The organism is Microbacterium sp. Leaf203 (genome assembly GCF_001421275.1).
Classification (GTDB): Bacteria; Actinomycetota; Actinomycetes; order Actinomycetales; family Microbacteriaceae; genus Microbacterium; species Microbacterium testaceum_A.
The window spans coordinates 209,574-222,945 of sequence record NZ_LMKF01000025.1 but is presented as its reverse complement, the minus strand read 5'-3'; the positions used below and the strand labels follow the sequence as shown (position 1 = coordinate 222,945).

Here is a 13,372-nt window from a genome sequence, read left to right as displayed (position 1 = left end):
TCTTCGCTTCCATTCTCTCGTGCCCGAAGACGGTCAGGTCGTGACGGCATAATCTCCCGGGTGACTCAGGACGCCGTGACCGCCGTCGTCGACCGCTACCGGCGGTTCGCGCGAGACGAAGCCCCCGGCCGTTCGGCGGTGTACGAGGCGTGGGCCCGCCGCGTCGCGGACGACGCCGCGGTGGCCGCGGCGCTCGCGCGCATCCCCGAGACACGGCGGCAGCCTCCCCTCGTGTTCGCGGTCATGCGCTTGCTCGGAGCGCCGCTCGACGACGTCGACGCGTGGAGCTCGTGGGCCCTCGACCACGCCGACGCGATCGTCGCCGAGTGCGGGCGCCGGAGCGTTCAGACCAACGAGCCTCTGCGCTGTGCCGCCCTGCTGCCGGCGCTTTCGCTGATCGAGGGGCCGATCGCCCTGCTCGAGGTGGGAGCGAGCGCGGGGCTATGCCTCTTCCCCGACCGGTACTCGTACCGGTATCGCCGCGGCGGCGAGCTCGTCACGCTCGATCCCGCCGACGGGCCGAGTTCCGTCGTGCTCGATAGCGACCTCGAGGGACACCCCGACCTGCGCATGCCCGAGATCGTCTGGCGGGCCGGGATCGACCTGAGCCCCCTCGACGCTCGAAGCGAGCAGGACCGCTCGTGGCTCACGGGTCTCGTGTGGCCGGGCGAACAGGGGCGCCTCGAGCGCATCGAGCGAGCCCTCGACATCGCCGCGGCCGCTCCGCCCGTCCTCGTCGCCGGTGATGGGGCCGGGGCGCTTCCCGCGCTCGCCGCGACCGCTCCGGCCGGGGCGACGCTCGTCGTGACGACCCCCGGAGTGCTCGCGCACGTCCCCCGCGTCCATCGCGCCGCGGTGATCGACGCCGCGCGGACGGCGGGCAGGTGGATCACCCTCGACGCGCCCGGGCTGCACGACGGGTGGACGAGACGTCCGGAGCCCGCGCGCGGCGGGTTCGCCCTTGCCCTCGACGGCGAGGTGCTCGCGGAGGTCGATCCGCTCGGGGCGTGGGTGGCGTGGCATCCGGAATCGCGGGCGGCGGCGCAGTAGCGTGACGGCGTGACCCTGTCGGACCGTGACCTCGCCTTCCTCGCTTTCGAGGGGGAGTGGCGCCGCCACGCGGGTGCGAAAGAAGAAGCCATCCGCGCGGAGTTCGCACTGACGCCCGCCCGGTACTACCAGCTGCTCGGTCGGCTGATCGACACCCCCGAGGCCCTCGCGCACGACCCCATGCTCGTGCGTCGACTGCGCCGTCGGCGCGACGACGCGGCTGCCCAGCACCGGGCGCGCCTGGGGCGGACGGCGGAACGCTGACGGGTTCGCTCGGACGCGACCGATAGCATCGTCCAATGGCCAGATCGACCTTCCCTCGGGATCGCTTCGACGACCTCCCGGCCGACTCCGGTCGCGTCGGCGCTCACCGGGCCGAGAACCCGCGTCTGCGCGGGTGGATCGTCTTCCTGTGGGCGGCCATCGCCACCCTGGTGCTGATCATCGCCGGCATCTTCGCGACGCTCGTGGTCTCGGGCCGTATCTCGCTGGGCCCCGCCGACGCTCCCACCCCGATCGCCTCGGCGGAGCCGACGACCCCGGCCGTGGTCGACACGTCGTACTCGGTGGTGGTGCTCAACGGCACGCCCGACAGCGGTCTCGCCGCCTCCGTCCGCGACCAGATCGTGGCGGCGGGGTGGAGCGGCGACACCGTCGAGACCGGCAACTCCGACAGCACCGACTTCGCCGACACGACCATCTACTACCGTCTCGACAGCGATGAGGCGGCGGCCGAGGGGCTGGCTCAGACGATCGGTGGCGCGCAGGTCGCGCAGAGCGACTTCCTGCAGCCCACCGATGACCCGAACACCCCCGACGACGAGAGCAACGTCAAGCGTCTGATCGTCGTGATCGGCCTCGACCGGGCATCCGGTCAGCCGTCCGCCTCGCCCTCATCCTGACAGGTCGCGGGCCGCGTGTTTCCGCGGAGTAACAACTTGGATGCACGCGCGTCAACAATGCTCCCGAACCCCGATTCGGTGGCGCCCCCCGTGCTTACGATGACCTCGTCGTTCAGCAACAGGAGATTCGCATGACGCAGGGCACTGTCAAATGGTTCAACGCCGAGAAGGGCTTCGGCTTCATCACGGTCGATGACGGGCAGGACGTTTTCGTCCACTACTCGAGCATCGAGATGTCGGGCTTCCGCGTCCTCGAGGAGGGGCAGGCCGTCGAATTCACCGTCGGCACCGGTCAGAAGGGCCCCCAGGCGGAGTCCGTGCGACTGGCCTGAGCGCTGATCAGAACGCCGCGGCATCCGAGTTCCGGATGCCGCGGCGTTCGGTGTTTCCGGGACGGTGCGCGGCTTGCACTCCCCAGGGGCGAGTGCCAGAATGAGTTAGCACTCGCTTTCGTCGAGTGCCAAAATCTGCAAGTCACCCGTCCGGGAGGGACGACACACTTATGGCAAAGATCATCGCTTTCGACGAAGAGGCCCGGCGCGGTCTCGAGCGCGGCCTCAACACTCTCGCCGACGCCGTCAAGGTGACCCTGGGCCCCCGCGGTCGCAACGTCGTGCTCGAGAAGAAGTGGGGCGCCCCCACGATCACGAACGACGGTGTCTCGATCGCCAAGGAGATCGAGCTCGACGACCCGTACGAGAAGATCGGCGCCGAGCTGGTCAAGGAGGTCGCCAAGAAGACCGACGACGTCGCGGGTGACGGCACCACCACCGCCACCGTTCTCGCCCAGGCGCTCGTGCGCGAGGGCCTGCGCAACGTCGCCGCCGGCGCCGACCCCATCTCGCTCAAGAAGGGCATCGAGAAGGCCGTCAAGGCCGTCACCGACGAGCTGCTCGCCTCCGCCAAGGAGGTCGAGTCCAAGGAGCAGATCGCCGCCACCGCGTCGATCTCCGCCGCCGACCCCGCGATCGGCGAGCTCATCGCCGAGGCCATCGACAAGGTGGGCAAGGAAGGCGTCGTCACCGTCGAAGAGAGCAACACCTTCGGCACCGAGCTCGAGCTCACCGAGGGCATGCGCTTCGACAAGGGGTACATCAACCCCTACTTCGTCACCGACCCCGAGCGTCAGGAAGCGGTCTTCGAAGACCCGTACATCCTGATCGCCAACCAGAAGATCTCCAACATCAAGGACCTTCTGCCGATCGTCGACAAGGTGATCCAGGAGGGCAAGGAGCTCCTCATCATCGCCGAGGACGTCGAGGGCGAAGCCCTCGCGACGCTCGTGCTCAACAAGATCCGCGGCATCTTCAAGTCGGTCGCCGTCAAGGCTCCCGGCTTCGGCGACCGCCGCAAGGCGCAGCTGCAGGACATCGCGATCCTCACCGGTGGCCAGGTCATCACCGAAGAGGTGGGCCTCAAGCTCGAGAACGCGACCGTCGACCTGCTCGGCCGTGCCCGCAAGGTCATCATCACCAAGGACGAGACCACGATCGTCGAGGGTGCCGGTGAGTCGGAGCTGATCGAGGGTCGCGTGACCCAGATCCGCCGCGAGATCGAGAACACCGACAGCGACTACGACCGCGAGAAGCTCCAGGAGCGCCTCGCGAAGCTCGCCGGTGGCGTCGCCGTCATCAAGGCCGGAGCCGCGACCGAGGTCGAGCTCAAGGAGCGCAAGCACCGCATCGAAGACGCCGTGCGCAACGCCAAGGCCGCTGTGGAAGAGGGTGTCGTCGCCGGTGGTGGCGTCGCGCTCATCCAGGCCGGCAAGAACGCTCTCGCCAACCTCGAGCTCTCGGGCGACGAGGCCACGGGCGCGAACATCGTGCGCGTCGCCATCGAGGCCCCGCTCAAGCAGATCGCGCTCAACGCCGGTCTCGAGCCCGGTGTCGTCGCGAACAAGGTCGCCGAGCTCCCCGTGGGCCACGGCCTCAACGCCGCGACCGGCGAGTACGGTGACCTGTTCGCACAGGGCATCATCGACCCCGCCAAGGTGACCCGGTCGGCTCTGCAGAACGCCGCGTCGATCGCCGGCCTCTTCCTCACGACCGAGGCCGTCGTCGCCGACAAGCCGGAGAAGAACCCCGCTCCCGCGGGCGACCCGACCGGTGGCATGGACTTCTGATCCACGCTGACGCCTGAGAACGCCCCCTTCCTCCGGGAGGGGGCGTTCTTCGTTTCGGGGCAGGTGCGGGGTGACACCGGAGGGAGGGTGAGATTTCTCACATCTTTGACGCGGGCCATGGACTCGGGGACTACCATCACCCGAGTGACAGACCTCTTCTCCTCTCGTGAAGCCGAGGCGGCCATCGCTCGGATCGAGCCATCGCGCGTCACGGCGCCGTGACGCAGGAGGTTGGTCATGTCTTCCCTCGATGACTCCCTCGTCAGCGACGCGATCGTGCGCTACATCGGCGAAGACCGCTCACCCTTCCCTCTCGATGAGATATCCGCGGTCAGGAAAGCGCATGCGAACGAGGGGCTCGAACTCACCTCGATGATCGTTCAGACCCTCGTACGATCGGAGGCGATCACACCGGAAGAGGTGGCGCCTTCCGATGACGGGTTGAGGGAACGGCTTTATGAAAAGCTCAGGGCGCTATTCCCGGGCCTGTCCGAGCAGGCAGTGCGCGCCATCGCGTGGAGGTGGGGGTTCCTCAACCTCAGGTGAGGGTGGAAACACCACCGGCTGACGCGCAAGAGATCGCCCAAGCCGTCATCGACGGCCACGGGATGGAGCGCCGGTTCCGGGAGTTCGAGGAAGCGGAAGGGCGCGAGCAACCGTGATCACGATCCGGCCTCCGGGGCGAACCCCGCTTGATCAAGCGTCGTTCTCGGGTCGGTAGTTCTCGGGGAGGCGTTCGAGGGGCTGCGTCTCGATGAGTGCGTGCTCCTGGGCGTCGCGACGATCAGCGAGGGGAAGGGAGACACGGAAGGTCGCTCCGCCCCCGGGGGTGTCGCGCACATCGACCGTGCCGTGCAGGAGGTCGACGATGGATGCCACGATCGACAGGCCCAGACCCGAGCCGCCGGTCTCTCGGGTGCGCGAGGTGTCGGCGCGCCAGAAGCGCTGGAAGATCTGCTCGCGGATCTGCTCGGGCACTCCCTCGCCGTGGTCGATGATCTCGATCCAGCCCATGTCGCTCTCGGCGTCGACGCCGACGCGCAGACCGATGGGGGAGTCCTCGGCGGTGAAGCGGCGGGCATTGCCGAGCAGGTTCGCGACGACCTGACGCACCTTGTTCTCGTCGCCCATGACGATGGGGGCGAGACGCGGAACGGGCCGGACGACACCGAGGGGGGGCGTGCCCTGCGCGGGCTCGCCTTCGGAGGAGGAGGATGCCGTGGGCTCTGCGCCGTCCTTCGACCGACGCCGCAACCGGGACAGGGTCGCGCCCGCGATCGCCATCGCCGACGTGGTGGGGGCGGTGCGGCGTCGACCGGTGCCGCTCGCAGGTCGTCCACCGGAGTCCAGCAGCGGGTCGAGGGTGATCGTGGGAAGCACCAGCTCGTCGCGCGAGGTGGTGTCGTCGACGGTCACCTCGCGCTGAGGGGAGGTCACGCGCAGGTCGAGGGCGGCATCGCGGGCGATCGGGCGCAGATCGAGGGCGATGATCGTGACGTCACGACGCTCGTCGAGGCGGGCGAGGGCCAGAAGATCCTCGACCAGGGCGCCCATCCGGATCGCCTCCTTCTCGATGCGCTCCATCGACTGAGCGACGTCCTCGTCGGAACGGATCGCACCCATGCGGTACAGCTCCGCGTAGCCGCGCATGGTCACGAGGGGAGTGCGGAGTTCGTGGCTGGCGTCGCCGATGAATCGACGCATCTGCCGCACGGTGGCATCCCGTTGCCCGAGGGCTCCATCGATCCGAGCGAGCATCGCGTTGATGGCCGTCTTGAGCCGACCCACCTCGGTGTCGGGGACGATGTCGGTCAGGCGCTGACTGAAGTCTCCCGCCGCGATGTCCATGGCTGTCGTCTCGACCTGCCGCAGGTTGCGGAAGGCGAGGGTGACGAGCCAGCGCGTGAGCAGAGCCGTCGCGATGAGGATGAGCAAGGCCACGAAGGCGTATATGCCGATGTAGGCCGCGACGATCCGATCCGTCGGGGCCAGCGGCTGGATCACCATCTGGGTGTAGACGCCGGGATTTCCCGGCACCTGCAGCACCCCGACGCGGGCGAGGAAGTGCTGCCCCGACTCGGGCGACTCGAGGTCGATGCGTCGATCGATCTGGCTGTAGGTCTGCTCGACCGTGAAGGTCGACGGGATGTCGGGGAGGGCGGTCGTCGACGTGCCGTTGTAGAACGCCTCGCGCTGACCGTCGGGACCGTAGACGACCACCATCGACCCGATCTGCGGTGCGTTGTCGACCTGCGAGAAGACGACGCGGCCGTCGACGGGCGCGGTGGTGAAGATGCTGTTCGCGATGCTTCCGGCGGCCTGCTGAGCGAGCTGCTCGTCGAGGTTGTTCACCAGGGTGGTGCGTAGGAACACCATGGTTCCGATGCCCGCGGTGAACAACCCGATGGCGAGGAGCGCGACGGTGACGCCGGTGACCTTGGTACGCAGGCTCAGCCCGCGCCACCAGCGCGTGAGCGAATCGTCGGAATGCGACAGGAGGACGCCTTCTCTCAGGCGGTCTTGCCCGACTTCAGCATGTAGCCGAAGCCGCGCTTGGTCTGGATGAGCGGCTCGGAGGAGTGCGGGTCGATCTTGCGCCGCAGGTACGAGATGTAGCTCTCGACGATGCCCGCGTCGCCGTTGAAGTCGTACTCCCAGACGTGGTCGAGGATCTGCGCCTTCGACAGCACGCGGTTCGGGTTGAGCATGAGGTAGCGCAGGAGCTTGAACTCGGTGGGGCTGAGGTCGATCGAGACGTCGCCGACACTGACGTCGTGCGTGTCCTGGTCCATCGTCAGCTCACCCGTGCGGATGATCGACTCCTCGTCGGCCTGCATCGTGCGACGCAGGATCGCCTGGATGCGAGCGACGATCTCGTCGAGGCTGAACGGCTTGGTGACGTAGTCGTCGCCTCCCGCGTTCAGGCCCATGATCTTGTCCTCGGTCTCGTCCTTGGCGGTGAGGAACAGGATCGGAGCGGTGTAGCCGGCGCCGCGCAGACGCTTGGTGACGCTGAACCCGTTCATGTCGGGGAGCATCACGTCGAGCACGATGAGGTCGGGTTCCTCTTCGAGCACGGCCGAGATCGTCTGCGCGCCGTTGGCCACGGCTCGCACCTGGAACCCGGCGAAACGCAGGCTCGTGATGAGCAGGTCGCGGATGTTCGGTTCGTCGTCCACGACGAGGATGCGAGGAGCTGTCATGCCCTCATTATCGTGATCTGACCCAGCAATGTGCTGGATATGGAACGGAAAGCCGCGTGCTGGTATGCGTCAGGCCGCTTCTGCGTCGATTCCGTCGGCATCCAGAATCGTGTAGGCGTACCCCTGCTCGGCCAGGAACCGCTGGCGATTCTGGGCGAAATCCTGGTCCACGGTGTCGCGGGCGATGAGGGTGTAGAAGCTCGCGGTGTGGTTCGACTGCTTCGGGCGGAGCAGGCGGCCGAGCCGCTGGGCCTCTTCTTGGCGCGAGCCGAACGACCCCGACACCTGGATGGCGACGGACGCCTCGGGAAGGTCGACCGAGAAGTTGGCGACCTTGGACACCACCAGCAGCGGGATGGATCCGTCGCGGAAGCCCTGGAAGAGCTCTTCGCGCTCGGGGATCGGCGTGGCGCCGGTGATCTGCGGCGCGTTCAACGCTTCCGCCAACTCGTCGATCTGATCGAGGTACTGTCCGATCACGAGGATCCTCTCGCCCGGATGCCGTTCGACGAGCCGGCGCGCGACCTCGATCTTGGCGGGGGCGGTGGCCGCGAGACGGTACCGGTCCTCGTCGGCGGCGGCGGCGTATTCGAGCCGCTCGTCGGCGGGGAGGTCGATGCGCACCTCGTAGCAGGCCGCGGGGGAGATGAAGCCCTGAGCCTCGATCTCCTTCCACGGGGCGTCGAAGCGCTTCGGACCGATGAGGCTGAAGACATCGCCCTCGCGACCGTCCTCGCGCACGAGTGTCGCCGTGAGGCCGAGGCGGCGGCGGGCCTGCAGGTCGGCCGTGAGCTTGAACACGGGAGCCGGGAGCAGGTGCACCTCGTCGTACAGCACCAGGCCCCAGTCGAGGGCATCGAGGAGGGCGAGGTGGGCGTACTGGCCTTTCCGCTTGGCGGTGAGGATCTGGTACGTCGCGATGGTAACCGGCTTGATCTCCTTGACCTGGCCGGAGTACTCGCCGATCTCGTCGGGGGTCAGACTCGTGCGGCGCAACAGCTCGTCGCGCCATTGACGGGCGCTGACGGTGTTGGTGACGAGGATCAGGGTGGTGGTCCGGGTGTCCGCCATGGCTCCCGCACCCACCAGCGTCTTGCCCGCCCCGCAGGGGAGCACCACGACACCGGAGCCGCCCTCCGAGAAGGATTCGACCGCCTGACGCTGGTAGGGGCGCAGGCTCCACCCGTCTTCGGCCAGATCGATCGGGTGCGGGGTGCCGGGGGTGTACCCGGCGAGGTCTTCGGCGGGCCAGCCGATCTTCAGCAGCTCCTGCTTGATGTGGCCGCGTGCCCACGCGTCGACCAGGAAGCTGTCGTCGCTCGGACGACCGATCAGCAGAGGGGCGATGCGCTTGTTGCGCGAGACCTCGCTGAGGACGGCGGCATCGGAGGAGCGCAGGACGAGCTCCCCGTCGTCGTTGCGCTCGATGACGAGACGCCCGTAACGGTTGACGGATTCGCGGATGTCGGTGCTGACCGAGGCGGGCACGGGGAAGCGCGACCACCGGTCGAGGGTGCCGAGCATGGACTCGGCGTCGTGACCGGCCGCTCGAGCGTTCCAGAGGCCCAGGCGGGTGATGCGGTACGTGTGGATGTGCTCGGGTGCGCGCTCGAGCTCGGCGAAGACCGCGAGCTCATGCCGCGCCGTCTCTGCCTGGGGGTGCGCGACCTCGAGGAGTACGGTGCGGTCGCTCTGCACGATGAGGGGGCCGTCAGCCATAGCGTTCGAGTCTACCGGGGTCGGGGAGGGCGGGGCGTGCGCGGCCGTCACTCGACGGGTGCGACCCCGTCGATGTGCGACAGGGGCAGGGTGCGTTCGACGTCGGCGCCGCGATCGCGACCGCGCAGTCGACCTCCGCCGAGACCCGTCGCTTCGAGCCGGAAGACGCGCGCCGAACCGTCGGGCAGGCGCACCGTGACGTCGATGACCGAGCGAGCGCGCACCGCCTGGTCCAGCTCGCGCTCGAGCCACGCGGCATCCGAGTCCTCCGCTCCCGTCCGCAGGCGCTCGATGAGGTCGGCGTAGGTGTCGGCGGGGGCGGTTTCGGGTGAGGCGGGGGCCGCTAGCTTCGCACGTTCGAGTGCGCGGGGACGTCCGTCGGCGTCGACGGCGACCGCCGGGTAGTGCGCGTCGGTCAGCGCCCAGAACACGACGTCGGCCGAGACATGGGAGACCAGCTCGTCGTCCGTGCGCGTGAGGGCGATCGAGCGGAGCGACTGATCGACCTCCATCGACCGCAGGAGCGTCTCGTCGTCGGTCATGACACGGGTGAGATGCGAGGCGGCCTCGGTGGTCACCCGCACGCGTCCGTGTTCGGCGGCGGTGCGCTCGATGACGTACGCCAGAGGCTGGGGGAGACCGGTGAGCGAGATCCCGGTGAGGAACTCGCGCAGCGAGTCGGCGGTCTCTCCCGCCGTGATCGCCGCGCCGATGGTGGCGGCGCTGAAGCGATAGCTCGAGGCCTGGGCGCGCGATTCGCGGGCGGCCATCGACCGCAGCCGCACGTCCAGGTGAGGGGCCAGCGGCCCGGGCGCGATCGCCGTGAGGTCGTTCTGCAGGTACACGCGATCGACCTCGGGAGGCAGGAGCTCGCGCAGCGCCGAGGTGTCGACGGCGCCGCCCTCCGCCAGGGGGCGTGCCCACGGCGTGGCGTGACCGGCGGCGTCGAGAAGACCCCACCGCACGAGACGTTTGATCCAGAGGGCCGCACGGTCGGGTCCCTCGAGGTCGAAGGGCGTCGCCTGGGCCCACTGCTCGGTGGGGATCCAGCCGCCGTCGGACGAGCGGTAGGCCCGCGGAAGGGCGTCGCGCAAAGCCTCGGCGGTGCGCTGCCAGCGCTCGAGGGTCGGCAGTCGCAGCCATTCGCGCCCGGCCGGAGACACCAGCCACGCGCGGTCGTTGGTGCCGAGCAGGCCCACGTCGGCGGCGAGCCCCACGAGGAGGTCCGCCTCGGCCGCGGTCGTGACGGCACCGGCATCGACGAGGCGACGTCTCTCGGTGGCTCCGAGCGATCCGGAGCCGATGCGCCCGAGCGGGGCATCGAGGGTCTGCATGAGGATGTCGGCGACGGATGCCGCGTTGGTGAACACCGCCTCGGAGGCGGCCCCCGTGCTCTCGGGCGTCGACGTCGCGCGGCGCGGGGCAACGGCATCCGGGATCCCCGAGGGCAGGATCTCGCGCGCCGTCTCGAACACGGACGGGAAGGGGAGTCCGTCCTCTCCGACGAGGGCATGGGATGCCAACTGCTCGCGGACTCCGGCGGGTGCGGGGTGCTCCGCATCGAGCAGAGCCGCGGCTTCGTCGCGGTTAAGAGCGGGCAGGCCGCGGGCGATCGAGGCCGGGTCGAGGAGCGCCTCGGCGGCGTCGAACATGTCCCGCCAGGTGCTCGAGGGGGAGATGCTGCGTTCGGCGAAGAGGCGGGCGAGGTCGGCGTCGCTGCGCGCGCTCAACGAGACCGCCAGTGCGCGTTGTGCGGAGGTCTCGGGCACGTCGTCAGGCCTTGTTGGCCCGGGCCCTTCGGACGAAGCTCATGATCAGCACGGCCAGCAGGCACGCGAAGGCCACCGGCGGGGCGATGTAGACGAGCAGGCCGATGACGGGCCACACCCCCGAACCCATGTCGGCTCCGGAACTCGAGCCGATGATGATGGCGAAGAAGCATACGATCGACAGCGCGAGCAGGCCCAGCGACATGAACGCGAGAATGCGGTCGATGCGGCGGACGGGGACGTCGTCGCCCGGTGTGCTGCCACCGGAGGTGCGGGTGCTCATCGGGCTCAGCCTACTGCCTGGCGGAGGTGCCGTAGGCTGGAAGACCGGGATCCGATCGGCTCCCGCGTTCCGCCGCGCTTGCGCGCACTCATCCAGCGAGGTGTCCATGCCCACCGGCAAGGTCAGGTTCTACGACGACGAGAAGGGCTTCGGCTTCATCGTCACCGATGACGGCCAGGACGTGTTCCTGCACGCCACCGCCCTGCCCGCCGGAGCCCCCGGACCCAAGGCCGGGACGCGCCTCGAGTTCGGCGTGGCCGACGGCAAGCGGGGCCTCCAGGCCCTCTCGGTGCGCGTTCTCGACGCCCCCGTGAGCCTGTCGAAGCGATCGCGCAAGCCCGCGGACGACATGGCGATCATCGTCGAGGATCTCGTCAAGCTGCTCGACGGCATCGGCGGCGACCTGCGACGCGGTCGCTACCCCAACGGCCCGCACGCCCAGAAGATCGCCGCGGTCCTGCGCAAGGTCGCCGATGACTTCGAAGCCTGAGCAGCCCGTCGATGAGCGTCTGATCGGCGCCCACGACCTGGCTCTCGCCGCCCTTCAGGAGATCACCCCCGCAAGCACCGTCGGACCCGCGGCCGGGTACACCGCCGAGGACGACGGGGCGGTTTCGCTGCGGTTCCACACGCGCCTCGCCGGGTACCCGGGATGGTTCTGGACAGTCAGCGTCGCCGTCGTCGACGATTCCGAACCGACCGTGCTCGAGGTCGAACTGCTGCCCGGTGACGGCGCGCTGCTCGCTCCCGACTGGGTGCCGTGGGCGACGCGACTCGCGGAGTACCAGGCGGCACAGGCGGCGGCCGCCGTCGACGATGATTCCGACGACGACGACGAGGATGCGGACGACGACGACTCGGACGACGAGGACTCGGATGACGAGGACGACTCCGACGACGAGGAGCCGAAGGCGCGCTTCCACGCGGGAGACCTCGACGGCGTCGACATCGACGAGCTGGACGCGACGCACACGGACGATCCGGCCGACGACGAGGCGGAGGACGACGAATCCGACGACGACGAGTCCGACGACGACGACGAGCGCGAACGCAGTTACTGAACGTCTTTCACGACGAAGGCCGCCCCGCTGATGCGGGGCGGCCTTCGTCGTTCCGGGGCTCAGGCCCGCGGCAGGTGCTCGATCGTGTAGTCGATCGCACCGATGAGGCGACGCACGTCGCCGGGCTCGATCGACACGAAGGTCGCCACGCGCAGCTGGTTGCGTCCGAGCTTGCGATACGGCTCGGTGTCGACGATCCCGTTCGCGCGGAGGCTCTTCGCGATCGCCGCCGCGTCGATGCTGTCGTCGAAGTCGACGGTGACGACCACGGGGGAGCGGTCGGCGGGGTCGCTCACAAAGGGGGTGGCCACCTCGCTCGCGTCGGCCCACTCGTACAGGGCCGTCGACGACTCCGCGGTCCGGGCGCCCGCCCACGACAGGCCGCCGTTGTCGAGGATCCACCCGAGCTGCTCGTCGAGCAGGAGGAGCGTCGCGAGGGCCGGGGTGTTGAGCGTCTGCTGCAGGCGCGAGTTGTCGAGCGCGTTCTTCAGGCTGAGGAACTCGGGGATGTAGCGGTCGGATGCCGCGATCCGCTCGATTCGCTCGATCGCGGCGGGCGACACGGCCGCGTACCAGAGGCCGCCGTCGGAACCGAGGTTCTTCTGGGGCGCGAAGTAGTAGACGTCAGCCTGCGTGACGTCGAAGTTGATGCCGCCGGCGGCGCTGGTGGCATCGATGACGGTGAGTGCGCCGGCGTCGGCGTTCACGCGCTGGACGGGAGCGGACACCCCCGTCGAGGTCTCGTTGTGCGGCCAGGCGTAGACGTCGACGCCGTCGACGGCCTCGGCGATCGAGCGGGTGCCGGGTGCGGCCTTGCGCACGTCGGGTGCCTGCAACCAGGGAGCCGCGGCGGCCGACGCGAACTTGCCGCCGAACTCGCCGAAGACGAGGTTCTGGCTGCGCTTCTCGATCAGGCCGAAGGCGGCGGCATCCCAGAAGGCGGTCGATCCGCCGTTGCCGAGGATGATCTCGTAGCCCTCGGGCAGACGGAACAGCTGCGACAGACGCTCGCGCGTGCTGGCGACGAGGTTCTTCACGGGCGCCTGACGGTGCGAGGTTCCGAGGATCGAGGCTCCGCGGGTGACGAGGGCCTCGAGCTGCGCGCCGCGCACCTTCGAAGGGCCGCACCCGAAGCGACCGTCGGCGGGCAGGAGATCGGTGGGCAGTTCCACGTGCGACATGGGACCGATTCTAGGGTCACCCTCGGATGGGCCCCGCGCTCATGTCGGAGGGGGTCGGTAGGCTGGGATGACTTGCCGCGCG

Annotated in this window: 14 protein-coding genes; 8 read left to right on the top strand and 6 right to left on the bottom strand. The window is 69.0% G+C overall.

Annotation, left to right across the window (positions count from 1 at the left end; translation table 11 throughout):
• The first annotated feature begins 60 nt into the window (after window positions 1-60).
• The 6 genes from ASE56_RS10995 (at window position 61) to ASE56_RS10970 (ending at window position 4,620) form a co-directional block, all read left to right on the top strand.
• The gene (locus ASE56_RS10995) at window positions 61-1,050 is read left to right on the top strand and encodes a DUF2332 family protein (protein ID WP_056229204.1); all 990 of its coding nucleotides are present in this window, start codon (window positions 61-63) and stop codon (window positions 1,048-1,050) included.
• 9 nt (window positions 1,051-1,059) lie between these two features.
• Window positions 1,060-1,314 carry a DUF3263 domain-containing protein gene (locus ASE56_RS10990; protein ID WP_056229201.1) on the top strand — a complete coding sequence of 85 codons (255 nt, stop codon included), beginning with the start codon at window positions 1,060-1,062 and terminating at the stop codon, window positions 1,312-1,314.
• Window positions 1,315-1,349: 35 nt separating this feature from the next.
• Entirely contained in the window at window positions 1,350-1,952 is a 603-nt protein-coding gene (locus ASE56_RS10985; protein ID WP_056229195.1) for a LytR C-terminal domain-containing protein, read from the top strand.
• 131 nt (window positions 1,953-2,083) lie between these two features.
• On the top strand, window positions 2,084-2,284 hold the full coding sequence (locus ASE56_RS10980) for a cold-shock protein (protein WP_056229192.1): 201 nt from the start codon (window positions 2,084-2,086) through the stop codon (window positions 2,282-2,284).
• A gap of 170 nt (window positions 2,285-2,454) precedes the next feature.
• On the top strand, window positions 2,455-4,074 hold the full coding sequence (gene groL, locus ASE56_RS10975; RefSeq protein ID WP_056229189.1) for a chaperonin GroEL: 1,620 nt from the start codon (window positions 2,455-2,457) through the stop codon (window positions 4,072-4,074).
• Window positions 4,075-4,311: 237 nt separating this feature from the next.
• The gene (locus ASE56_RS10970) at window positions 4,312-4,620 is read left to right on the top strand and encodes a hypothetical protein (RefSeq protein WP_056229185.1); all 309 of its coding nucleotides are present in this window, start codon (window positions 4,312-4,314) and stop codon (window positions 4,618-4,620) included.
• Between the two features lie 150 nt (window positions 4,621-4,770).
• Here ASE56_RS10970 and ASE56_RS10965 read toward each other — a convergent pair whose 3' ends face one another.
• From ASE56_RS10965 to ASE56_RS10945, 5 genes are all read right to left on the bottom strand, one after another.
• On the bottom strand, window positions 4,771-6,450 hold the full coding sequence (locus ASE56_RS10965) for a cell wall metabolism sensor histidine kinase WalK (protein ID WP_056229852.1): 1,680 nt from the start codon (window positions 6,448-6,450) through the stop codon (window positions 4,771-4,773).
• Between the two features lie 134 nt (window positions 6,451-6,584).
• Window positions 6,585-7,277, bottom strand: a complete 693-nt coding sequence (locus tag ASE56_RS10960) for a response regulator transcription factor (protein ID WP_055838218.1) — start codon at window positions 7,275-7,277, stop codon at window positions 6,585-6,587.
• Window positions 7,278-7,346: 69 nt separating this feature from the next.
• On the bottom strand, window positions 7,347-8,996 hold the full coding sequence (locus tag ASE56_RS10955) for a DNA repair helicase XPB (protein ID WP_056229181.1): 1,650 nt from the start codon (window positions 8,994-8,996) through the stop codon (window positions 7,347-7,349).
• A gap of 47 nt (window positions 8,997-9,043) precedes the next feature.
• Window positions 9,044-10,765, bottom strand: coding sequence for a helicase-associated domain-containing protein (locus tag ASE56_RS10950; RefSeq protein ID WP_056229178.1), 1,722 nt, complete (start codon window positions 10,763-10,765; stop codon window positions 9,044-9,046).
• A 4-nt stretch (window positions 10,766-10,769) separates the two neighbouring features.
• On the bottom strand, window positions 10,770-11,048 hold the full coding sequence (locus ASE56_RS10945; RefSeq protein WP_056229175.1) for a hypothetical protein: 279 nt from the start codon (window positions 11,046-11,048) through the stop codon (window positions 10,770-10,772).
• A 106-nt stretch (window positions 11,049-11,154) separates the two neighbouring features.
• Here ASE56_RS10945 and ASE56_RS10940 point away from each other — a divergent pair, with 106 nt between their 5' ends.
• The gene (locus ASE56_RS10940; RefSeq protein ID WP_056229171.1) at window positions 11,155-11,538 is read left to right on the top strand and encodes a cold-shock protein; all 384 of its coding nucleotides are present in this window, start codon (window positions 11,155-11,157) and stop codon (window positions 11,536-11,538) included.
• Window positions 11,522-12,109: a DUF3027 domain-containing protein gene (locus ASE56_RS10935; RefSeq protein WP_056229166.1), complete on the top strand. Its 588-nt coding sequence runs from the start codon at window positions 11,522-11,524 to the stop codon at window positions 12,107-12,109. The genes ASE56_RS10940 and ASE56_RS10935 overlap by 17 nt, the downstream gene beginning before the upstream one ends.
• Before the next feature lie 59 nt (window positions 12,110-12,168).
• On the opposite strand, the gene serC is transcribed toward ASE56_RS10935, so the two are convergent.
• Window positions 12,169-13,290 carry a phosphoserine transaminase gene (gene serC, locus ASE56_RS10930; protein ID WP_056229162.1) on the bottom strand — a complete coding sequence of 374 codons (1,122 nt, stop codon included), beginning with the start codon at window positions 13,288-13,290 and terminating at the stop codon, window positions 12,169-12,171.
• Window positions 13,291-13,372 lie beyond the last annotated feature (82 nt).